The sequence below is a fragment of the Bradyrhizobium sp. WYCCWR15520 genome, assembly GCF_056174665.1.
On the sequence record NZ_JBWBWM010000034.1, the window covers coordinates 25,621 to 45,227 of the forward strand.

Below are 19,607 nucleotides of genomic sequence, written 5' to 3' on the forward strand. Positions count from 1 at the left end.
CGAAACTTCTCGCCGAGCTCGATCAATTTCGATCGACCGTATACGGCATATCGCGATGCGTCACTTCTAAGAAATTGGCGCCGTGGTGGTGACGAAAGACGGGGCCGTTATATCTGTGCAACGGGGCTATCACCATCGCCGTCGGGATATGCCCCCAATTCGTTGTCATGGCATCCGCGCAGAACGGATAATCCATCCCCGTCTTCGTCGCCGAACAGGTACGTCCGCGGTGGCGCATTGAACGAAGGCTCGTCGAGCTTGCGCAAGGGGGGCCTGCGCTCCTCGAATTACTCGCCCAGTCCGCACGTGTTTGCGGGCCGACCCCCTCAAGAGCCGGTAGCCGGAAAACCCTCTGGTTGAAACGGCTGGTTCTGTTTCAGCGACGCCGCCGATGCCGCACATCGTTGCTTCCCTTGCGGACCCTGCTAACCTTCTTTTCTGCCACGACGCCATCCACCACGTCTTCTCCGTTAGGTACGGTTCAGCGCGCGAGCGCACCGGACCTTCTTGATGGCTTGATCTGGCCGAAGATCGACTGCGTCTCGATCGCCTGAGCCGCAACACCGCCGCTGCGACGTTCTTCCCCTGGGCTGCAGCCCATTCCTCGCGAGACAAGAAAGTCTCAACCCCGGTGTCCTCCGCTGTGCTTCGGCCCGCTGGCGGGTGCGTCGTCGATCGTCTTCGGCCTGTAGATCGCCATCGAGGCCGCGGTGGTCGCGGGCTCGAACCACAACAGGAGAAGTGACATGGCTACCATCGGTTCATTCAAGAAGGTCGACAATGATTTCCAGGGCGAAATTGCCACCCTCAGCCTGAAGGCGAAGGGCGTTCGCATCGTCGCTGAAGACAACCGTTCGTCCAACCAGAACGCTCCGAGCCACCGCATCTATGTGGGGCGGGCGGAAATCGGAGCCGGCTGGTCCAAGCGCTCCGAGGAGGGGCGCGACTACCTCTCGCTCAAGCTCGACGACCCGTCGTTCAACGCGCCGATCTACGCGAACCTCTTCAACGACGAAGAAGGAGACGGCTTCACGTTGATCTGGTCGCGGGCGCGCAAGAGCAACGACTGAGGCGCCTTCCCCGGGGAGCCCCGTCCGGTCCGCCGGACGGGGCTTTTCGTTATCTCGATGATCCGCACGCAGCGCCGCTCGGTGAACTGCCGTAACGACCGGCCGTCGATGGCATGCCTTGGAGATGGCAAGGGAGTCTCGTGTGCGGCCGCCTGGTAACGGAAGATCGGTGCCGCACAACGCCGGCGTTGCGGAGAGGGCATTCGGTGCCGAGTTTCACGCATCGACACGTGCAAAATCTCGGTAGGCTAGGGTTTGTTAAACGATTGTTTACGTCGTTGACGTGCTCGCCGTCGGCTTGATTCGAAGCCGAATCCGCGAGTCTCTGAGTCGCACAAGAGTCAAGGGCAGCTGGTCAAGTTTGCGCCGATCGCGGCGGCGCGACTCGTTCTATACCCATTGGGACACCTGTGCGCTGAACGATACGGAGGGCCAATGCGAAGCTCGTTCCGCCTTTTCACCAATCCGCAGGCGGCAATTGACCGCAATTGCCTGAGCCTGCTGATTGTGAGCCTTTCTACGCTTGCCTCGACGGCAATCCTTTTGGCCCAGCTGGTGCCGACAATGCTCGCTGGATAGGGAGCGGGAATAAAGTTGCTCTCCTGGGCCCGCGGCCGTTGTTGTGACTGGTTCAAGCCCGCGTATGACCTGATCAAAGAAGAAAGCCGGAACTTTCAGCGCGTGGGCCTCGAGATCCGGCTTCGCGTGGTCTGGCTTTTGAACCACATCAAGTCGCGGCAATTTCAGTCTCCCGGTGACAGGACCGCGCGCGCCTTGATGTGTCTCAGAACAGCTCGTGCGTAGGGAAGAACCTACTTCTTCTTTGCGGTCTTTTTCTTCGCGGTCTTCTTCTTTGCGGCTGCCTTCTTCGCTTTCTTGGCCATGTTGCCCTCCGTGATCTCAGGTTGGTTCAATGCAAGTCGAGCGCCGACCTGCATGATTGAAGCGTACACCACAATTACAGATTCGATACTGCAGGTTTCGAAGAAGGTAAACGGCCATTGCGATTTGCTGGCCGCGACGCTTGATGATGCGTCGATACGATAGATGAATGCCGGCTTCGCGGTTGCTTGCGGTCATCCACTCTGTTGCCGATATGGAGCTTCGTCATCGGCGCCGAACGCCGTAGCGTTCGATTTCGTGCGGTTTGAAATAAGCGCGAGACAGTTGCTCCATGGCTTGGGGGCCGTCCGATAATAGGCCGGCAGTTACAGGCAATTGCGGTTCGTGCCCTTGATGTGCTGGCGACAAATCGGGCCTCCTCGGTCACCGAAGATTGCGCATCTCGAGCGGCCTCCCGACCAGATGGGGTGGATCTGTCTGTCGGGGGAATCTATCGCCTAGCGGCGCTCCTGCTGAGCACGATCGGGTGGTCGGGCTGATTGCCGCCGCCGATCAATACGGCGTTAGGCCGCTATGGCCTGAACCCTTTTCGCCTCGATCCGTGAAGCCCTGCGGACCGAGCTGGAAAGCTGAGATCAGGCGGTCAGGAGGGCGACAGCGGCGCGCTTGGATCACAAATCGGACTGAATAAAACAAAAATGGCGTCGCGCGCCATTTTTTGCCTTTACGATAGCGCCTCGTCGGAGATTCGTTGGGGCATTTCTCGTGAAATACGCCGCCGCCGCTTCCTCAAGTTCCACCGCCAGCCCCGATGGTCCGGCGGCGTTCGATCCCAGCGACTGGGCCTGGGAATTTCTGCGCCGCAATCCGGATTACCGGGCTGACTGGCAAGCCTCTGTTCCCCGACGCCTGTCGCATGTCACTTTGAAGGACGGCACCCGGCTGTTGCGGTTACGGCGGCGCTATCCCCGTGCCGAGCGGTGGGGATTGTATGCGTTTGCTGATCCCTCGTTTCCGGCTCGTCGCGCGCCTGCGTTCTGGCATCTCGATGCGTTGCAGCGGGTTATTCGGCTTCGCGCGGAGCTTCCCGCCGAGCGCACCGAACAACACAAGAGCGCTGCGCTGCTTGCGTTGTCGGATTTCAGGGTCGACCGGGTCGCTGCCATCGGCGTCGATAACGTTCCGCTGGTCCTGATGAAGGGCCCGGGAAGCCATGTGCCCGTCGAAATTCGTGGCCTCGCGGCGTTGTCTCTGCCGTTTGCGCCGGTATTCGAAATCGGCGGCCTGCTCGATTTGGGGGCTCAAACCGAATTGCTGAAGCGTCTCCACCGCTTTGCCGAGCAGGCGCCGATCCCAGGCGGTCGATCGGCATTAGCGGTCGACGAACGGCTGCATCATGCGCTGATCGCGCTTGATGAAAGCCTGGCCGGCAAGACCTACCGGCAGATCGCAATCACCATCTATGGCGAGAAACGCGTGGCCGAGGAATGGCAAGGACCGAGCCAGTTCCTCAAGGACCGTACGCGGCGGCTGGTCGCCAAGGGGACCGAGTTGATGAAGGGCGGCTACCGGGATTTATTGCTCTAGCCGGTCGCTCCTTTGATCGTTGACCTCCTCGATCCATATAGGGGTGGCGATTTCGCTTTTCCCTCTCTTCACCACTGCCGCTGAGGCGGTAATCGGACGACGCTTGCTCTTGCACTCGCACTTTGACGAGATGCCGGACAGGAACGATCGACATGCCAGAAGAGGCAAGGAAAGATCAGGACCCACCATTCCTGAACACCGTGGAGGCCGCAGCCTGGCTGCGGCTCACCAAGAACACGCTCGAGAAAATGCGGGTGCAGGGCCGAGGCCCGGTCTACCGCAAGCATGGACGCTATGTCCGCTATCACATCGAAGATCTCGTCGATTATTCGAAGGCCAGTCTGCGGAGGTCGACATCCGATGCAGATTGATCGGCATCTGCGTTTACGCATCGCTGTGCTGGCGGCGATGTCGGCGGCCAATATTGCAATGCTCGTTGGCTTATATGTTCATGCACCGCTGATCGTCTACAATGCCTCAGGCAGTGCGCCGCTCGGCTTCTATTACCTGGAGAACCGCCTGCCCAGTCGTGAAGAAGTCGCGGTCATCAGGCCTCCGCCGCTGCTTGAGGCCTTAATGGCCGCGCGTGGAATTCTGCCGGCTAAAGTGCCGCTGGTGAAACAAGTCACGGCGGTCGGGGGCGATGAAGTCTGCCGCTCCAGGGAGAGTGCAGGCACTCTCTCTGTGAACGGCAGGGTCGTCGCCGAAGTGCTGGAGAAGGACCGGGAAGGGCGGCCGCTGCCGTCGTGGGATGGCTGCATCCGGTTGATCGATGGCGAATTCTTCCTGCTGCAGCCGCACCCTCATTCGTTCGATTCCAGGTATTTCGGGCCGGTATTGAGATGCGACATTCTGGGCGTCGCCCGGCCGATATGGACCTGGAATCCGGATCAATAGGCTTCGTGATCGACGACGAGGGGTAGTTTACGCAAAACTCTCCGCTCGAGAAGCGGAAAATCGCGCAGCTTCTGGTCCAGGTGCTCGAGCGATGCGGTGACGACCTTACGCGCGAAAAATGTCATGAAACAGGCGACCTCGCTCAAGGATGTCCCGGGCGACCTCACGCTACACGGGATCGCCATCAACACTTCGCCAACCGACTACCGCGTCCGCAAGGAGCTTCAAATGATGAAGTTCAACGGCGAGCGCTGGGAGGTGTTCGGGCCGATACTGGGGGATGCGGGTCCTGGTTAAGTCGTCATACTTCGAGTTCAATCGGCGGCCTGTGGACTGCCGATTTTGCTCAACGCGCGGTGGTCACATCATTGCTGGACAAGGCAAGAGTTCGCAGAGGAGGGCGATATTGACGTGCTGATGGCATACTGGCGATGCCTTCGGCCCGCGCTCTACTCGTCGCTTCGCTCCTCACCGAGCCACCCTACGGGTGTCTCGGCCCTCCGGGTAACGATCGCTATCGCAAGCGCTTGCTTCGCTCGCAAACAGCGGGGGGCTTCGCAAGTCAACTGCCAAAGTCGCGGCGGCTCTTCGCAATGAATCGGCCACCATCCGACGTGTTCGGCGCTATTGGATGATGCACCACAATGACCCGTATTGCATTTTGTCGCGAATCGCCGCGAGTACCCAGAGTCTGTTGGCTGGAAGTTGGCCCTCGGAACCAGCGGCTGAGCAGGGCGAGGAGGGCAAGATAAAAGCACTGGCGCTAAAGCGCGCCTAAGTACATTGTCTGCACATCCAAGAGTTGTCGCCAGCCGAAACGGCATTGTCGCCAAAGAGGCGACAGCGCCTTGGCGCGATTGGCGAAACACGTCTGCGTCTTGCGACAAGGCGGGAGAGCACGCACATGCTCCGACGCGAAGGGCGGAGTGCGGCGATGTCGGACGGCGACGATGAATTCAGGGTCCGGCTCGGGCGGATCGGTGACCCCCGCGGCCGGAAGGCCGTCGGCTACGTCAAACGCGTGCGCAGGATCGTCGCAAAAGCTGGCGCGGGGCGGCAGCACCAAAGCTCGGCTTTTACTGGCTCGCGGATCGGCCGCGGTCATGCCCAGGGAACGGTGTCGGCGAGCCAACGTCGGGCAGGTGCGCGACGCGTGGTCATCAAGGCGCGCATTGTCCGCATCAAGGCGGGCGACAACGGCGCCGTCAGAGCGCATCTGCGCTACGTCCAACGAGACGGCGTCACCCGTGAAGGCGATCCTGGCGAGTTGTATGACGCCAGCAGCGATCGAGCCGACGGCAAGGCATTCGCAGAGCGGGGAGCGCAGGACCGCCACCAGTTCCGGTTTATCGTCGCTCCGGAAGACAGCAATGAGCTTGCCGACCTCAAGCCGTTTGTGCGCGACTTGATGCAGCAGATGGAATCGGACCTCGGCACGAAGCTCGACTGGGTCGCGGCCGACCACTTCAACACCGGTTACCCGCACAGCCACATTGTGGTGCGTGGCAAGGACGACCGTGGACAGGATCTCGTGATCGCCCGAGACTATATCGCACACGGCATGCGAACGCGGGCGAGCGAACTGATCACCCGGGAACTGGGGCCGGAAAGCGAACTCGATCAGTGGCGCAAGCTTGAGCGGGAGGTCGGCGCCGAGCACTTTACTCGGCTCGATCGCGCTCTCCTGCGGGATTTGAGCGCGGGTGTCTTTACCCTCTCCACCAAACCGGAACGTGATCCCAGACAGCACGCCTTGCGGATCGGGCGGCTCAGGACGCTGGAACGCCTGGGTCTGGCGGATGAGGCAGCTCCGGGACGGTGGCGTGTCGCAAGGGACATCGAACCGACCCTGCGTCGAATGGGCGAACGCGGGGACATCATCAAGACCATGCACCGCGAGCTCAAGGCTGCGGGCCTCGATCGCGCCGCTGGCGATCATGCGATCTTCGATCCGCAACGAGGCGTCCGCGTCGTGGGGCGTCTGGTCGCGGAAGGGTTCTCGGACGAGTTGGGCGAACGACGCTACGCGATCGTCGACGGCATTGACGGCCGGACCCACTACGTCGATCTCGGGGTTCGACATGTCGATGACGAGGCGCTGGTCCGCAACACGATTGTCGAGCTGCGCGCCCGCGATGTTGCCCCGCGGCCCGCTGACCGCACCATCGCGGAGATCGCATCCCGCCATCGTGGCATCTACAGCATCGACCGGCATCGCGACGCCGACCCGAGGGTGTCCGTTGAATTTGCTCAGACCCATGTTCGCCGACTTGAGGCGATGCGGCGGCAGGGCCTAGCCGACCGGTTGCCGGACGGCAGCTGGAAGGTCGGGCCCGATCATCTCGATCGCGCGATGCGTTTCGAGGAAACAAACCGGTCGCTGCGGCCGGCGCGGATGACGGTCCTGTCCTGGCAGGAACTTGAGGGGCTGCCCAATGCCGTCGGAGCCACCTGGCTTGACCGGCAATTGGTCGGCAAGGTACCCGAGACGCTCGCTTCGACGGGGCTAGGGTCAGAGGTTGGCGTCGCCCTCCAAGCGCGGCGCCAGTGGCTGCTTGATCAAGGGTTCGCGCGCGAGCAGGGCAGTCGTGTCGTCTATGCACGCAACCTGTTGCAAGCCCTGGAAAGTCGTGAGCTTGCGGAGACTGCTGCACGGATAGCCCGCGAGACTGGCCTTGGATACTCCGAGATCAAGTCAGGCGATCGCTTGACTGGAACTTATCGGCGAACGCTGACGCTGAACAGCGGCCGCTTCGCCCTGATCGAGCGTGCGCATGACTTCAGTCTGGTGCCATGGCGCCCGGTGCTCGAGCGTGCCAAGGGCCAGGTCGTCACCGGCGCTGTGGGCGGCGAGGGGATATCCTGGACGATCGGGATCAAGCGTGGGATGGGTCGATAATGGGGAACGCTGCCCGGGCGTTCGCCCTGGCGCGGGCTTTCCGACATTGGAATGCACGCCGGTGAACCAGACCTGCAGCAGTTGCTCGCCGCTGGTGACCCGAGCGGCACCGCTCGGCTCGGTGTTGGTCTGGTCCTCATCCCACAGCACTGGATGGAAGGTGGCGCGTTCGTCGTCGATGGCGAGCGCGTGTCGCGCCTTGACGATCTTCTTGTTGAATTCCGTATTGGGCAGCTCGAGCGGCCAGAGCCAGTCGTTCACGCCGCGGGTCATTTCGTCGACCGGCAAGCCGTATGCGGCAACCGTGTCCCACACGCCGACGAATTCGATGGAATCAACCGTGCGCTCGCAGGGTTTGTAGAACCGCTTGTCGAGCAGGAATTGAGCTAGCCGAAACGGGTACTGGAGATTCCAGCCCGGATATTTGTCGTGGCGGTAGGCGCGATAGGCGGCACGCTTCTTGTCGAGTTCGGCCTCATTGGCGAATTTGACGAGCCCCTGGTTCAACACGAGGCCGATCACAATGCGGATGGTGAAGGCACCGCGGCTGAAGCCGAAGGCGTAGATCTTGTCGCCGTCCCGATAGTTCCGGCAGAGGAATTTATAGAGGTTCAGCACGTTACGCTTGAGGCCCCAGCCAAAAACGCCGCCCAGAAGAGCCCGCGGCTTGAACGAGGAGGTGCCTACGCCTCGTCGTAAATCGCGATCTGGTCGGATGTCTTCAGATCAAGCGATTGAAAAGTGCGCCAGACATTGGTACGCCAAACCTTGCCGGCCGCATTGCCCGTACCGTCGGAAAGCAGAACAATCCTCTTCCCCATGAGATCCTCCTCGCCAATTCCTCTTCAATCGACTAAAAAATCGTTCAGTAAGTGCAAATTCCTGGCAGCGGCGACTCTCCGCTTAGTGGGTCATAAGGGTTTTGGCGCTGGAAAGAAGAACAGCAGTGCGTTGAGCGCAGCTAGAAAGCCGGCCTGGGCGATCGCAACGATCTTGACCGCGGTGAGTGCACGCAACACGTTGTAGGAACCGTCTGTTTCAGCGGAATGTTGGTTTTGAATATGGCCGCGATCGCCGTGTCTTCGGCCAAGTCCGAGGCCATGTAGAGAAACGGAAACACCCACCAGATCCACGCTGGAACATTCGACAGGAATTCCAGTCGGCTTCCAAGAGCTCCCGATGCGTAGCCTAACAGGAGGCCGAGACTGAGCAGGAAGAGAACGTCGAGTGGAAACAGCACCGGATAAACATAGCCGCGGATTGCTTCGCTGTTTGCCTTGTTGGCCAGCCAACGGCCTAGCGTGGTCGAACTCAGGAGCTCTGTTTGCGAAGGAATGTATTTCAGGTGCTCGAGAAAGCGGCTTGCGACGTCAGTGCCATACTTTGGTGTGACGAAAAGCTTCAGTATCAGCGTCAACGCGAGCGTCAGCACAAATAGAATGATGATCGTTTGCAAAACATGCCCCCGAAAAAAAACTTCGGCTCGAGCCGAACATGCAATAGGCGTATCATGACACACTTAAAGGTTGTTTGGATATCATTTTGCAGCGCACGCGATTCCAGTCCTGTGGATTAACTCGGGGACTGCGATTTGAACCCAAGGCGCAGCCGGGAGTGTTGGCGGGGAGCTAATCGGCGCCGTGGCAACGGGGCTTCCTGGCGGAATTGGTTTTGCCGGGGAGGGTTGCCGAATGGAGGCCAAGTATCCGTTAGGGGGGCGCCATTCCGACGCGGTATTTTAGCGCAAGCTGCCAGAACCAGTCCTGATCTAGGTCATTTTCACGCCCAACTTCGGTAATGGTTGCGCCCGCGCGGTCGAATATTGCGTAGCAGAGCGCCTCGTCGTCATGTCGCGCATGATAGGCGATACCATCCGCAGCAATTGGATGGTTGAACAGGGCTTTTGACCAGACCTGCGGAACAGCATAGGGGAGGCCGCCATGAACGACCTCGGCTGTTGCACCGAGAATTGCAAGGCCGGGACCAGCAAGCCTGATCAGGCTGAGCTTTGATCGAACTTGTAAGCGGGCATAAGCCTTGCGACGGAGAAGGTCAGCATCAATCAATCTCCGGCCCGGTGTACGCAGAAACGTCTCGGCAAATGCACCGGAAGGCTCCTTGGCGCAATAGAGCACGCCGTAGCTGCCGTCGGGCGCATTCAGCCGGCCGGACAGACCGGGATCGAAGAAAACCGGCTCATATTCGCTCGTGTAGAACCGGTGGATGATCGTGCCGGCCGGCACCCGGAGCAATTCCGGCTTGCGTGAATCCAGATCCGGCGGCGGTGGCGGCGCGCTCACGCTCCCTGCTGGCCGATACGCTGGGCAGCTTCGACGACCAGGTTGATCTTGCCTTCCTTGAGGACATCGATCGGCTTTCGCCCCGACAATCGATCGTCGGGTTGCGCAAGGAAGTTGAGAATCGTCCAGGGATTGCGGGTCGGGAGCGCCTCGCTGACCGCTTTAAGACCTTCAACCACTGTCCCATCCGAATTGAATTGCAAGGTAGGATAGCTGCGCCGGTTGCTCGGGCCAGGGACCGCGAGCAGGCTGCCTTCCTGCACGCGCTTGTCGATCGCCTGACGCGATACGCCATGCATCAGGGTTCTGACCTGATCGAGATCGTAGGCGCCGCCGGCTTCGCGCAAATCTTCCTGCGCAATACGGACACCCTCGAGGATTGCGAGCGATCGGGCATCCGGCTCGTACGCTGCCCGATTGATTGCAGTGTCCCACTTGCTGGAAGTCGCGGAAATTGCAGCTGCTTTGATCTTCCAAACGGTGCGCAAGTTGCCCTTAAATCGATCCCGGATTTTTTTTACCGTTGAAGGCTTTTGCGATACGATTGCGACCTCAGCTCCGGCAGGAAGCTGAACGCCCTTCAGCACAGCGCCTGACAGCATGAGCATCGTCATCGTGCCGGTTGGCTCGACTGGCTTTTTGGCCGCAGGGGTGGCCGGCCTGGATTGGACCTTGTGTGCCATCATGACCTCCATCCGACAGTGTGGGGATACCAGACAACTTTGTCAACCTAGACAACCTTTGTCTAGTATTGTAATACCGCCTGTCAACTACTGTCCTGGATGAAGATTTGCAGATCCCGCAGGCTTGGGGAGGCGGAGAGGCGTCAGGCCTGCCGAGTTATACTAGTTTCGCGGGAATAGTATAACTTCGCGCCTTGAAGCGAGGGATCAGGACCATCCGCACCTGTGGAGACTCCAAGACAAGCGACCGCTTGATCTCGTCATGTGCCGAATCGCGGAGAGCCCGAGACTGATACGCGCGCTGATTTGTCCTGCTTCGTACCGGCCCCGCCAAGAGATCCAAAATCATCAAACCGCTCACATTCTATTGAGGCGTTAGCTCATCTACGCCGAAATCGGACCCCGGCTGTTCTCCTCTCGGCGAATTTGATCACCGCGGCTTTCGTTGCGCGGCACGATTTTTATTTCGATTGAATGCGCATCGTTCTCGTCCTTTTCATCACGCCGTTCACGTCGCGCTGTGAATGGGGCAGAGAATGTTTCCGGCAAAAATCTACGTGGGACAGATCACCGTTGTCTTCGGTCTCGTTGTTGCCTCGACGTGGGGGGCGACGCAGTGGACGGCCAGCGCGCTCGGCTATCAGGGCGGTCTTGGCTCGCCCTGGTTCATGCTGTCGGGCTATCCGGTCTATCTGCCATGGCGGCTGTTCGAGTGGTGGTACGCCTACGAAGCGTACGCGCCCGAGATCTTCGAGCGCGCCGGCGCTATGTCTGCCGGTGGAGGAATTGCAGGCGCGCTGTTTGCGGTCGTCAATTCGGTCTGGCGCGCCCGGCAAAATCAACTGGTCACGACCTACGGCTCGGCGCGTTGGGCGACACACAAGGAAATCGCTGGCGCCGGACTGTTCCAGGCCAAGGGCGTTTTCCTCGGCCGCATCGACGGCGACTACCTCCGCCATGACGGGCCAGAACATGTGATGTGCTTTGCGCCGACGCGCTCGGGCAAGGGCGTGGGGCTGGTGCTACCGACCTTGCTCTCCTGGACCTCGTCGGCCGTAGTTCATGACATCAAGGGCGAGAACTGGAACCTGACAGCCGGCTGGCGGTCGCGTTTCTCGCATTGCTTGTTGTTCGACCCGACCGACACACACAGTGCCCGGTACAATCCGTTGCTTGAGGTGCGCAAGGGTGCTGCCGAAGTCCGGGACGTTCAGAACATCGCCGATATTCTGGTCGATCCGGAAGGCGCCCTTGAACGTCGCACCCATTGGGAAAAGACCAGCCACGCCTTGCTCGTCGGGGTGATCCTTCACGTTCTTTATGCCGAGGAGAGCAAGACGCTCACCCGCGTCACCGAAATCCTCGCCGATCCCGCCCAATCGTTCGAGAAGACGTTGCGGATCATGATGGCGACCAACCATCTTGGCACGGCGGACGCACCGAAAGTTCATCCCGTAGTCGCGGCGACCGCGCGCGAACTGCTCAACAAGTCCGAGAATGAACGCTCCGGCGTGCTGTCGACCGCGGTGAGTTTTCTCGGGCTCTACCGGGATCCGACCATTGGCCGCAATACCGAGGCTTGTGACTGGCGGATCGCCGACCTCGTTGCCGCCGAGAGGCCAGTCACGCTCTATCTCGTGGTGCCGCCGTCGGATATCAGCCGCACCAAGCCATTGATCAGGCTGATCCTCAATCAGATCGGTCGCCGCCTTACCGAAACGCTGAACACGAATGACGGGGCGCCGAGGCAGCGACAGCTCCTGATGATGCTCGACGAGTTTCCAGCGCTGGGACGGCTGGATTTCTTCGAGAGTGCGCTGGCGTTCATGGCGGGCTACGGCATCCGTGCCTACCTTATCGCGCAGTCGCTCAACCAGATCGTCAAGGCCTATGGTGAGAACAACGCCATTCTCGACAATTGCCACGTGCGGATTGCGTTCGCCGCCAATGATGAGCGTACGGCCAAGCGCATCTCAGATGCACTCGGCACCGCCACGGAATTGCGTGCGCAACGCAACTATGCTGGCCATCGGCTCGCGCCTTGGCTTGGGCACGTTATGGTCAATCGGCAGGAGACGGCGCGCCCGCTACTGACACCGGGCGAGGTAATGCAGCTCCCCCAGGAGGAGGCAATCGTTCTCGTGTCCGGCCTCGCACCTGTCCGCGCCAAAAAGCTGCGGCACTATGAGGACGCAAACTTCACCTGGCGACTGCTCCCGGCGCCACGGCTTGATAGTGGCCCATACGCTGATCGCCCACCCGCGAGAGCCCATGATTGGCAAGACCAGCTCAGGCAGGTCGATCTCAAGCTGGCAGCGCTTCCGTTCCGCGATCTGATGCAAGACTCCGAGGAAGAGGGTGGGCTCAAGCCGCAACTTCCAACGTTCGATGAGCCCGCGCGCGGCGTCGGAGACGCATCTCCAGGAGAGGAACGCCTCTTTGAAGACGATTCCGACGCGGCCTCCGATCGCAGCCAGATGCAGCGGGCCGCCAGCCAGTCAGCAACGGTTCGCCGCGCCCATGCGGTGACGCGCGACGACGACGATCTACTTCCAGCCTTTTGATGGATCAACCATGAAACCGAAACTATCCGTCTATCTCTCCGACCATGTTGCCGAACGCCTCACGCTGGCGGCGAGCCGACCAGGAACCAACAAGTCAGCAATCGTCGATGCTGCACTCGATCGTTTTCTTAATCCGGAGCGCGATCAGAACGGCGATGCAGCCCTGGTGCGGCGTCTCGACCGCATGAGCCGGCAGTTTGGTCAGGTCGAGCGCGATCTCTCGATCACGGCTGAAACCATTGCGCTCTTTGTCCGCTACTACCTCACCATCACGCCGCCATTGCCGTCGGGCGACCAGGACGCCGCGCGGGCATTGGGACGCGAACGCTTCGAGATGTTCGTCGCCCAGATCGGCAAACGTGTCGCTGCGGGGGGCCGGCTCGTGGCCGACGTGATGGAACGGGTCAACAGCTCCAATCCTGATTTGTTTTTGCGGAATCTGGAGGAGGGTGCGCCGCTGGGCCAGGCCGCAGCCGTAACCGAAGCCGATTCCCGTGCCGTTAAGGCAACGGGTGAGCCGCCGGAGCATTCTCCGGAAGGACGAGGGGGGATCGGCGATGTCTGATCTCCTCTCGCCCGAGACCCGCGAGCGTCGCCGTAACATGCTGCGGACCGCCATGGGGCCGGCAATCGCTTTGGCGCTCGATGAACCAGATGTTGTTGAAGTTCTGGTCAATCCAGACGGCCGGCTATGGCTCGATCGCCACGGCTCTGGGCGGGCCGATACCGGCGTAGTGCTGACACCTCACGAAGCCGAGCGGATCATCCGTCTTGTTGCGAGTCACGTCCGCGCCGAGGCCAGCGGGTCGTTTCCGATCGTCTCAGCTGAACTGCCCGAAACCGGCGAGCGGTTCGAGGGGCTGTTGCCACCGGTGGCACTTGCGGCCTGTTTTGCCATTCGCAAGCCCGCCACCACCACGTTCCATCTGTCGGACTATGTCAAGGCGCAGATCGCTTCGCCTGCGATGGCCAGGATCCTCAGCGAGGCGGTTGCGGACGGGCGAAACATCCTGGTCGCTGGCGGGACCGGCTCGGGCAAGACCACGCTTGCCAATGCGCTGCTGGCCGAGGTCGCGGGCCTCGACCAGCGCGTTGTCATCATCGAGGACACCCGCGAACTTCGATGCGACGCCAAGGACGCGGTCGCGCTGAGAACCAAGCCTGGCGTCGCAACGCTCGCCGATCTGGTGCGCTCCACCCTGCGGCTGCGCCCCGACCGGATCGTCGTGGGCGAGGTCCGGGGAGTGGAAGCCCTCGACATGCTGAAAGCCTGGAACACCGGCCACCCCGGTGGGATCGCAACCGTACACGCGAACTCCGCGCGCGCGGCGCTCTATCGAATCGAGCAACTGGTCCAGGAAGCGGTAACGACCGTTCCACGCCGCCTGGTCGCGGAAGCGATCGACCTCGTCGTCTTCATCAAGGGCCGAGGCCCCGGTCGCCGTATCGAGACAACCGTTGAGGTCAAAGGCCTCGATCTTTCAGGCGACTACGTCCTGGAGATACCGCCCGGACTGCCGAACCTCGTCAATCATCTCTGATCAGGATCCGGAGAGAGTTCATGACATTCAGACTTCAGGTCTCAGCCGCGCGTGGTTGCTTTGGACGGCTTCGCCATGCCGTCCAACCTGTCATCGTCGACTTCGGCGCCGGCTTCATTGTCACGTTGCTGACGGCGTCGGCCGCTGGCGCCGCAGGTTCTGGCATGCCGTGGGAGGCGCCGCTCGAGCGCATTCTGGAATCCGTACAGGGGCCGGTCGCAAAGATCGTAGCTGTCATCATCATCACGGTGACCGGGATTTCGCTCGCCTTTGGCGATACGTCCGGCGGGTTTCGGAAGATGGTCCAGGTCGTGTTCGGCCTGTCGATCGCCTTTGCGGCCAGCTCGTTCTTTCTGTCGTTCTTTTCGTTCGGCGGCGGAGCGCTGATCTGATGCGACCCGACGGCTTTGAACTTGTTCTTCACCGCTCGCTGACCGAGCCGATTTTGATTGGAGGCGCACCGCGCGCCGCCGCGATCCTGCTTGGCACGATTTCGGCGGTGCTGGCGCTCGGCTTGAGGCTCTGGCTCGCGGGCCTCGTGCTCTGGATCGTCGGGCACGGCATCGCCGTCTGGCTTGCCAAGCGCGATCCGGCCTTTGTCGAAGTCGCTGTCCGCCACACCAAGCACAAGGGATGGCTCGCATGCTGAACCTGCGCGAATTTCGCTCCCACGCACATCGGCTGGCTGACTGGCTGCCCTGGGCCTGTCTGATTGCGCCCGGAATTGTCCTGAACAAGGACGGCAGTTTCCAGCGCACGGTACGTTACCGCGGTCCAGATCTCGACAGCGCCACCGAAGCGGAACTGATGAGCGCCGCATCCCGCGTCAACAATGTCCTGAAAAGATTTGGCTCAGGTTGGGCGCTGTTCTTCGACGCCACCCGCGTCCCGGCCTCGGATTACCCTCGGTCGCAATTTCCCGATGCGGTGTCCTGGCTGGTCGATGAGGAGCGGCGCGCGTCCTTTGAGGAAACAGTCGATGCGGCATGGGATGACCCCTCGCGTCGCGCCGGCCAGCATTTTGAGAGCATCGCGCATCTCACATTGATGTATCTGCCGCCGGTCGAGCGGGTCTCAAGGCTGGAAGCTCTGTTTCTGGAAAATCCGGGCAATCAGACGTTTGGCTCGAATCCGTTGTCTCGCTTATTTCGGCGAGGGCACGCCGCTCGCTCGCAGCACGTGGCCGACCAAAATGCTCCGGGAGGTGATAGCTCAAGCGACGGTCAACCGCCGCGACGCGCCGCGCGGTCGGGCGGATACCAGGAGCATCTCCAGCGCTTCATTCAGGAAACCCACAGGGCCATCGATCTGCTCTCGTCGATTCTGCCGGAAATTGCCCCGCTCGACGACAAGGACACGCTGACCTATCTGCACTCCTGTGTCTCGACAAAGCGGCATCCCGTCAAAGTTCCTGAAATTCCGGCCTATCTCGACGCATTCCTTTGCGATGAGCCGCTGACCGGCGGTCTTTCGCCAGCGATCGGCCGCAGCCATCTCCGCACCGTGACCGTTCTGGGCTTTCCCGCCGTCACGTTTCCCGGCGTGCTCGACGACTTGAACCGGCTTGGTGTCGCCTACCGGTGGACCACACGCTTTCTGCCGCTCGACCGGACGCAAGCCCAAGCAGCACTGTCCCGCTATCGGCGGCAATGGTTCGCAAAGCGCAAATCCTTGGGCGCCATTCTCAAGGAAGTAATGTTCAACGAGCAGGCGGCCTTGCTCGACACCGATGCGGATAACAAGGCAGTGGACGCGGATGCGGCGCTGCAGGAGCTCGGCGATGACCTCGTAGCATTCGGCTACATCACGACGACGGTTACGGTTCACGACGAGGATTCCTACGCAGCCGACGAAAAGATTCGCGCGGTGGAACGAGCCATCAATAGCCGTGGTTTCACCACCATCCGGGAGAACGTCAACGCGGTGGAGGCCTGGCTCGGCAGCCTGCCCGGGCAGGCTTACGCGAACCTACGTCAGCCGATCGTCCATACCCTCAATCTTGCCCATATGTGCCCTTTGTCGGCCGTTTGGGCAGGCGAGGTGCGCTGCGAACATCTGGACGGACCGCCGCTTCTCCTGGCCAAGACCAAGGGTGCAACGCCATTTCGCCTGACGCTGCATGTCGGCGATGTCGGCCACAGTCTGATCGTTGGCCCGACGGGTGCCGGCAAATCTGTCCTTCTGTCGGTGCTAGCCCTTCAATTCCGCCGCTACCAAAGATCCCAGCTTGTGATCTTCGACAAAGGTCGCTCGGCCCGCGCGGCGACGCTTGGGCTCGGCGGCGCCTGGTCTGAGCTGGGCGTGAAGGGTGGGCTTGCGTTCCAGCCACTCCGGGATGTCGACGACGAGGGAGCGCGGCTCTGGGCGCTTGATTGGTTGTGTGGCGTTCTTGCCCATGAACGGGTTCTCACCACACCCGAGGTCAAGGAGACGATCTGGTCGGCCTTGAAAAGCCTAGCGTCGGCCCCCGTTGCTGAGCGCACCATGACCGGCCTGGTGGCGCTATTGGCACGCGACGCACTGCGTCAGGCGCTGACGCCATATACGCTGGAAGGGCCTTATGGGCGCTTTCTTGATGCCGACGCGGACAGGCTGTCCGGCGCCGATGTGCTGACGTTCGAGATGGAAGAACTGATGGCGCTGCCGGGATTGGTGACGCCCGTGCTTACTTATTTGTTCCATGCGCTTGAAGCGCGTTTTGATGGCCGGCCGACACTTCTGGTCCTGGATGAGGCCTGGTTGTTTCTGGACGACCCGTTGTTCGCTGACCGTATACGTGAATGGCTGAAGACACTCCGTAAGAAAAACGTCGCCGTCATCTTCGCAACCCAGTCACTCAGTGACATTGCCGACAGCCAGATCGCGCCGGCAATCATTGAGTCATGCCCAACCCGGATATTCCTGCCAAACCCGCGGGCGCTCGAGCCTTCACAGTCGGAGACCTACCGCCGTTTCGGTCTTAACGACACGCAAGTGCGCCTGATCGCGGAAGCCTTTCCGAAGCGGGACTACTACCTGCAATCGCGCGCCGGCAATCGCCTGTTCGAGCTTGGGCTCGGTCCAGTTGCGCTTGCCTTTGCGGCGGCTTCATCGCCCGAGGATCAGCGCCTGATTGAGGCGCTACTCGCCAAATTCGGTCCCGGCCAGTTCGCGAAGAGCTACCTCGCTGCCCGCGATCTACAGTGGGCCGCAAATCTGATCAGCACCTTCGAACAAGTCAGGGACGCGTGATTACACGCGTTGCCCGCGATCCTTATCCTCAAGTCCGGAGTCCATCTGATGCTGGAAAAACTGCTCGGCAAAACTGTTCCACGAAAACTGGCGACCAGCGTCGTCGCAATCGGACTGGCACTGGTGGTTACGGTGAGTGGGTCACGACGACCCGGAGCGCAGATCGTCGTGTTCGATCCCTCGAACTATAGCCAGAATATTCTGACTGCCGCTCGGGCACTGGATCAGATCAACAATCAGGTCAAGAGTCTCGAAAACGAGGCGCAGATGCTGATCAACGGCGCCAGGAACCTGACGAGCCTGCCGAGCAGCGTTGTTGGCCAACTCACTTCGAAGATTAACGAGATCAACAGCCTGATCGCCCAAGCCAAAGGCATCTCCTTCGACGTCCAGAAAACCCAGGGTGATCTTCAGCGGTTTTATCCTCGCCAATATACCGCAGCCGTGTCCTCAGACCGGATGGTGCAGGACGCGACAGCTCGCTGGGACAACACCTATCAGGCGCTGAAGCAAACGCTGGTGACCCAGGCGACGATTGTCTCCGCGCTCGCCCAGGACGGGCAGACGCTCCGTACGCTGATGGCCAATTCTTCGGGCGCCGTCGGGTCCCTGCAGGCCCAGCAGTCCGGCAACGAACTGCTTGCGCTTCAGGTCAAGCAGTCGCTGCAGGCCCAAGCGCTGGTCGCGACACAGGCCCGAGCCGAGGCCTTGCGAGCGGTCGAGCAGCAGGCCTCCGCGGAGGCCGGCCGCGAGCGCTTTACCCGCTTCATCGGAGACGGTCGGGCTTACAACGGCTCACGGTAGAGGAGGGGACCATGGCTGATCTCGCGGTCATCGACCGTTTCACCGATACATTCTCGCGCTATATCGATTCCGGCTTTGGAATTCTCGGCGGCGACGTTGCGTTTCTAAGCTCCACGCTGGTTGTGATCGATTTGACGCTTGCGGGCCTCGCGTGGAGCCTGCGGGCCGACGATCACATCATGGTTACGCTTGCCAAAAAAGTGCTCTATGTCGGGGCATTCGCCTTCATCATTGGCAATTTCAAATCGCTTGCCGGCATCGTCTTCAGCTCGTTCTCAAGCATCGGGCTGAAGGCAAGCGGAGGGTCACTGAGCGCGGCGGATCTGATGCGGCCGGGCTTTGTGGCCTCGACAGGATTCACCGCGGCGCATCCGCTGCTCGAGGAAACCGGCCAGTTTTCGGGCTTCGAGATGCTTGCCAACCTGCCGACGATTCTGATCCTGCTGTTCTGCTGGATCGTGATCGTGCTCGCGTTCTTCGTACTCTCGGTCCAGCTCTTCGTCACCTTGATCGAGTTCAAGCTGACAACGCTTGCAAGCTTTATCCTGGTGCCGTTTGCGCTCTGGGGCAAAACGTCTTTCCTTGCGGAAAAGACGCTCGGCAATGTGATTGCATCCGGCGTCAAGGTGATGGTGCTTGCGATCATCATCGGCATCGGATCGACCATCTTCGGCGAGCTTTCCAGGACGCTGACCCGGCCGGTCGATATCGTTTCTGCCATGAGCCTGCTGCTCGCCGCGCTCTCACTGTTCGGGCTCGGCATCTTTGGGCCAGGCATTGCCGCAGGTCTGGTGTCGGGCGCGCCTCAACTTGGGGCGGGTGCAGCTGCCGGCACAGTGGCGGGGGCCGCAGCGGTCGCGATCGGTGGCGGTGCGCTGGCGCTCGGCGGTTTGCGGATGGCGGCGGGCGGATCAATGGGCGCGCTGCGTTCAGCTGCCTCGCTTGCCGGCACGTCGGCAAGTGGGGCTACTTCGGCGGCAGATGCCGCCCGCCAGGGTTCCCAGCCAGCGAATTCGGGCGGGCCGGGCGGTGACGGCTCCGCCTCAACCAGTGGCAGGCCGTCGGGTCTTGCTAGCCAGTTCCGCCGGGGGCAGCACGTCAAGGAAGCGGCGCGCGTCGTCAGCCAGAGCCTGAAAGAAGGTGACAAAGGCAGCCAATCCTCCGGTCCAAGGCTGAGAGAGGATTGAA

Annotated in this window: 20 protein-coding genes and 2 pseudogenes; 15 read left to right on the forward strand and 7 right to left on the reverse strand. The window is 61.0% G+C overall.

Annotated features, from left to right (window positions below; all coding sequences use genetic code 11):
- Positions 1-22 precede the first annotated feature (22 nt).
- Both AC0QUY_RS31715 and AC0QUY_RS31720 read right to left on the reverse strand, forming a co-directional pair.
- Complete coding sequence (locus AC0QUY_RS31715) at positions 23-196, reverse strand: hypothetical protein (RefSeq protein WP_161855398.1); 174 nt, start codon at positions 194-196, stop codon at positions 23-25.
- Positions 197-622: 426 nt separating this feature from the next.
- Positions 623-748, reverse strand: a complete 126-nt coding sequence (locus AC0QUY_RS31720) for a hypothetical protein (RefSeq protein ID WP_256380285.1) — start codon at positions 746-748, stop codon at positions 623-625.
- On the opposite strand from AC0QUY_RS31720, the gene AC0QUY_RS31725 reads away from it, so the two are divergent.
- The 7 genes and pseudogenes from AC0QUY_RS31725 to rlxS all read left to right on the forward strand — a co-directional run bounded on the left by AC0QUY_RS31725 (position 747) and on the right by rlxS (position 7,296).
- Positions 747-1,070, forward strand: a complete 324-nt coding sequence (locus AC0QUY_RS31725) for a DUF736 domain-containing protein (RefSeq protein WP_161855397.1) — start codon at positions 747-749, stop codon at positions 1,068-1,070. The two genes, AC0QUY_RS31720 and AC0QUY_RS31725, sit on opposite strands and share 2 nt — an antisense overlap.
- A 435-nt stretch (positions 1,071-1,505) precedes the next feature.
- On the forward strand, positions 1,506-1,649 hold the full coding sequence (locus AC0QUY_RS31730; protein WP_474416955.1) for a hypothetical protein: 144 nt from the start codon (positions 1,506-1,508) through the stop codon (positions 1,647-1,649).
- A gap of 1,029 nt (positions 1,650-2,678) precedes the next feature.
- The gene (locus AC0QUY_RS31735; RefSeq protein ID WP_161855396.1) at positions 2,679-3,500 is read left to right on the forward strand and encodes a DUF2285 domain-containing protein; all 822 of its coding nucleotides are present in this window, start codon (positions 2,679-2,681) and stop codon (positions 3,498-3,500) included.
- A 152-nt stretch (positions 3,501-3,652) separates the two neighbouring features.
- A complete protein-coding gene (locus AC0QUY_RS31740; RefSeq protein WP_161855395.1) occupies positions 3,653-3,871 on the forward strand; it encodes a helix-turn-helix domain-containing protein in 219 nt (72 codons plus the stop codon).
- On the forward strand, positions 3,861-4,397 hold the full coding sequence (locus AC0QUY_RS31745) for a S26 family signal peptidase (RefSeq protein ID WP_202639112.1): 537 nt from the start codon (positions 3,861-3,863) through the stop codon (positions 4,395-4,397). The genes AC0QUY_RS31740 and AC0QUY_RS31745 overlap by 11 nt, the downstream gene beginning before the upstream one ends.
- Positions 4,398-4,459: 62 nt before the next feature.
- Positions 4,460-4,694: pseudogene (locus AC0QUY_RS31750) on the forward strand (ABC transporter substrate-binding protein); the annotation flags it as partial.
- A 637-nt stretch (positions 4,695-5,331) separates the two neighbouring features.
- Positions 5,332-7,296 carry a relaxase/mobilization nuclease RlxS gene (rlxS, locus tag AC0QUY_RS31755; protein WP_161855394.1) on the forward strand — a complete coding sequence of 655 codons (1,965 nt, stop codon included), beginning with the start codon at positions 5,332-5,334 and terminating at the stop codon, positions 7,294-7,296.
- A gap of 96 nt (positions 7,297-7,392) precedes the next feature.
- Here the strand turns inward: rlxS and AC0QUY_RS31760 are convergent.
- The 5 genes and pseudogenes from AC0QUY_RS31760 to AC0QUY_RS31780 all read right to left on the reverse strand — a co-directional run.
- A pseudogene (locus AC0QUY_RS31760) lies at positions 7,393-8,013 on the reverse strand (phospholipase effector Tle1 domain-containing protein); the annotation flags it as partial.
- Positions 7,980-8,117 (reverse strand): hypothetical protein, encoded by a 138-nt coding sequence (locus AC0QUY_RS31765; RefSeq protein WP_371419320.1) that lies wholly within the window; start codon positions 8,115-8,117, stop codon positions 7,980-7,982. The gene AC0QUY_RS31765 and the pseudogene AC0QUY_RS31760, both read right to left, overlap by 34 nt.
- A gap of 140 nt (positions 8,118-8,257) precedes the next feature.
- Positions 8,258-8,752, reverse strand: coding sequence for a hypothetical protein (locus AC0QUY_RS31770; RefSeq protein WP_161855393.1), 495 nt, complete (start codon positions 8,750-8,752; stop codon positions 8,258-8,260).
- 253 nt (positions 8,753-9,005) lie between these two features.
- On the reverse strand, positions 9,006-9,539 hold the full coding sequence (locus AC0QUY_RS31775; protein ID WP_246738288.1) for an RES family NAD+ phosphorylase: 534 nt from the start codon (positions 9,537-9,539) through the stop codon (positions 9,006-9,008).
- 53 nt (positions 9,540-9,592) lie between these two features.
- The gene (locus tag AC0QUY_RS31780; protein WP_475390136.1) at positions 9,593-10,291 is read right to left on the reverse strand and encodes a hypothetical protein; all 699 of its coding nucleotides are present in this window, start codon (positions 10,289-10,291) and stop codon (positions 9,593-9,595) included.
- Positions 10,292-10,815: 524 nt separating this feature from the next.
- Here AC0QUY_RS31780 and AC0QUY_RS31785 point away from each other — a divergent pair.
- The 8 genes from AC0QUY_RS31785 to trbL are packed head-to-tail and all read left to right on the forward strand — an operon-like array spanning position 10,816 to position 19,606.
- Positions 10,816-12,843, forward strand: coding sequence for a conjugal transfer protein TraG (locus AC0QUY_RS31785; RefSeq protein WP_161855391.1), 2,028 nt, complete (start codon positions 10,816-10,818; stop codon positions 12,841-12,843).
- A gap of 10 nt (positions 12,844-12,853) precedes the next feature.
- Positions 12,854-13,408, forward strand: a complete 555-nt coding sequence (locus AC0QUY_RS31790; RefSeq protein ID WP_161855390.1) for a CopG family transcriptional regulator — start codon at positions 12,854-12,856, stop codon at positions 13,406-13,408.
- Positions 13,401-14,384, forward strand: coding sequence for a P-type conjugative transfer ATPase TrbB (gene trbB / locus AC0QUY_RS31795; protein WP_161855389.1), 984 nt, complete (start codon positions 13,401-13,403; stop codon positions 14,382-14,384). The genes AC0QUY_RS31790 and trbB overlap by 8 nt, the downstream gene beginning before the upstream one ends.
- Positions 14,385-14,404: 20 nt before the next feature.
- Positions 14,405-14,776: a TrbC/VirB2 family type IV secretion system protein gene (locus AC0QUY_RS31800; protein ID WP_246738286.1), complete on the forward strand. Its 372-nt coding sequence runs from the start codon at positions 14,405-14,407 to the stop codon at positions 14,774-14,776.
- Positions 14,776-15,033, forward strand: coding sequence for a VirB3 family type IV secretion system protein (locus tag AC0QUY_RS31805; RefSeq protein ID WP_161855388.1), 258 nt, complete (start codon positions 14,776-14,778; stop codon positions 15,031-15,033). The genes AC0QUY_RS31800 and AC0QUY_RS31805 overlap by 1 nt, the downstream gene beginning before the upstream one ends.
- The gene (gene trbE, locus AC0QUY_RS31810) at positions 15,027-17,615 is read left to right on the forward strand and encodes a conjugal transfer protein TrbE (RefSeq protein ID WP_161855387.1); all 2,589 of its coding nucleotides are present in this window, start codon (positions 15,027-15,029) and stop codon (positions 17,613-17,615) included. The genes AC0QUY_RS31805 and trbE overlap by 7 nt, the downstream gene beginning before the upstream one ends.
- 48 nt (positions 17,616-17,663) lie before the next feature.
- The gene (trbJ, locus tag AC0QUY_RS31815; protein ID WP_161855386.1) at positions 17,664-18,419 is read left to right on the forward strand and encodes a P-type conjugative transfer protein TrbJ; all 756 of its coding nucleotides are present in this window, start codon (positions 17,664-17,666) and stop codon (positions 18,417-18,419) included.
- 11 nt (positions 18,420-18,430) lie between these two features.
- Positions 18,431-19,606 carry a P-type conjugative transfer protein TrbL gene (gene trbL, locus AC0QUY_RS31820; protein WP_161855385.1) on the forward strand — a complete coding sequence of 392 codons (1,176 nt, stop codon included), beginning with the start codon at positions 18,431-18,433 and terminating at the stop codon, positions 19,604-19,606.
- Position 19,607: the final 1 nt, after the last annotated feature.

Bases quoted from the DNA above. Each gene is read 5' to 3' on its own strand.
- AC0QUY_RS31715 (WP_161855398.1), bottom strand. From the start codon at position 196: ATGGATTATCCGTTCTGCGCGGATGCCATGACAACGAATTGGGGGCAT.
- AC0QUY_RS31725 (WP_161855397.1), top strand. From the start codon at position 747: ATGGCTACCATCGGTTCATTCAAGAAGGTCGACAATGATTTCCAGGGC.
- AC0QUY_RS31720 (WP_256380285.1), bottom strand. From the start codon at position 748: ATGTCACTTCTCCTGTTGTGGTTCGAGCCCGCGACCACCGCGGCCTCG.
- AC0QUY_RS31730 (WP_474416955.1), top strand. From the start codon at position 1,506: ATGCGAAGCTCGTTCCGCCTTTTCACCAATCCGCAGGCGGCAATTGAC.
- AC0QUY_RS31740 (WP_161855395.1), top strand. From the start codon at position 3,653: ATGCCAGAAGAGGCAAGGAAAGATCAGGACCCACCATTCCTGAACACC.
- AC0QUY_RS31745 (WP_202639112.1), top strand. From the start codon at position 3,861: ATGCAGATTGATCGGCATCTGCGTTTACGCATCGCTGTGCTGGCGGCG.
- rlxS (WP_161855394.1), top strand. From the start codon at position 5,332: ATGTCGGACGGCGACGATGAATTCAGGGTCCGGCTCGGGCGGATCGGT.
- AC0QUY_RS31765 (WP_371419320.1), bottom strand. From the start codon at position 8,117: ATGGGGAAGAGGATTGTTCTGCTTTCCGACGGTACGGGCAATGCGGCC.
- AC0QUY_RS31780 (WP_475390136.1), bottom strand. From the start codon at position 10,291: ATGGAGGTCATGATGGCACACAAGGTCCAATCCAGGCCGGCCACCCCT.
- AC0QUY_RS31785 (WP_161855391.1), top strand. From the start codon at position 10,816: ATGTTTCCGGCAAAAATCTACGTGGGACAGATCACCGTTGTCTTCGGT.
- AC0QUY_RS31790 (WP_161855390.1), top strand. From the start codon at position 12,854: ATGAAACCGAAACTATCCGTCTATCTCTCCGACCATGTTGCCGAACGC.
- trbB (WP_161855389.1), top strand. From the start codon at position 13,401: ATGTCTGATCTCCTCTCGCCCGAGACCCGCGAGCGTCGCCGTAACATG.
- AC0QUY_RS31800 (WP_246738286.1), top strand. From the start codon at position 14,405: ATGACATTCAGACTTCAGGTCTCAGCCGCGCGTGGTTGCTTTGGACGG.
- AC0QUY_RS31805 (WP_161855388.1), top strand. From the start codon at position 14,776: ATGCGACCCGACGGCTTTGAACTTGTTCTTCACCGCTCGCTGACCGAG.
- trbE (WP_161855387.1), top strand. From the start codon at position 15,027: ATGCTGAACCTGCGCGAATTTCGCTCCCACGCACATCGGCTGGCTGAC.
- trbJ (WP_161855386.1), top strand. From the start codon at position 17,664: ATGCTGGAAAAACTGCTCGGCAAAACTGTTCCACGAAAACTGGCGACC.
- trbL (WP_161855385.1), top strand. From the start codon at position 18,431: ATGGCTGATCTCGCGGTCATCGACCGTTTCACCGATACATTCTCGCGC.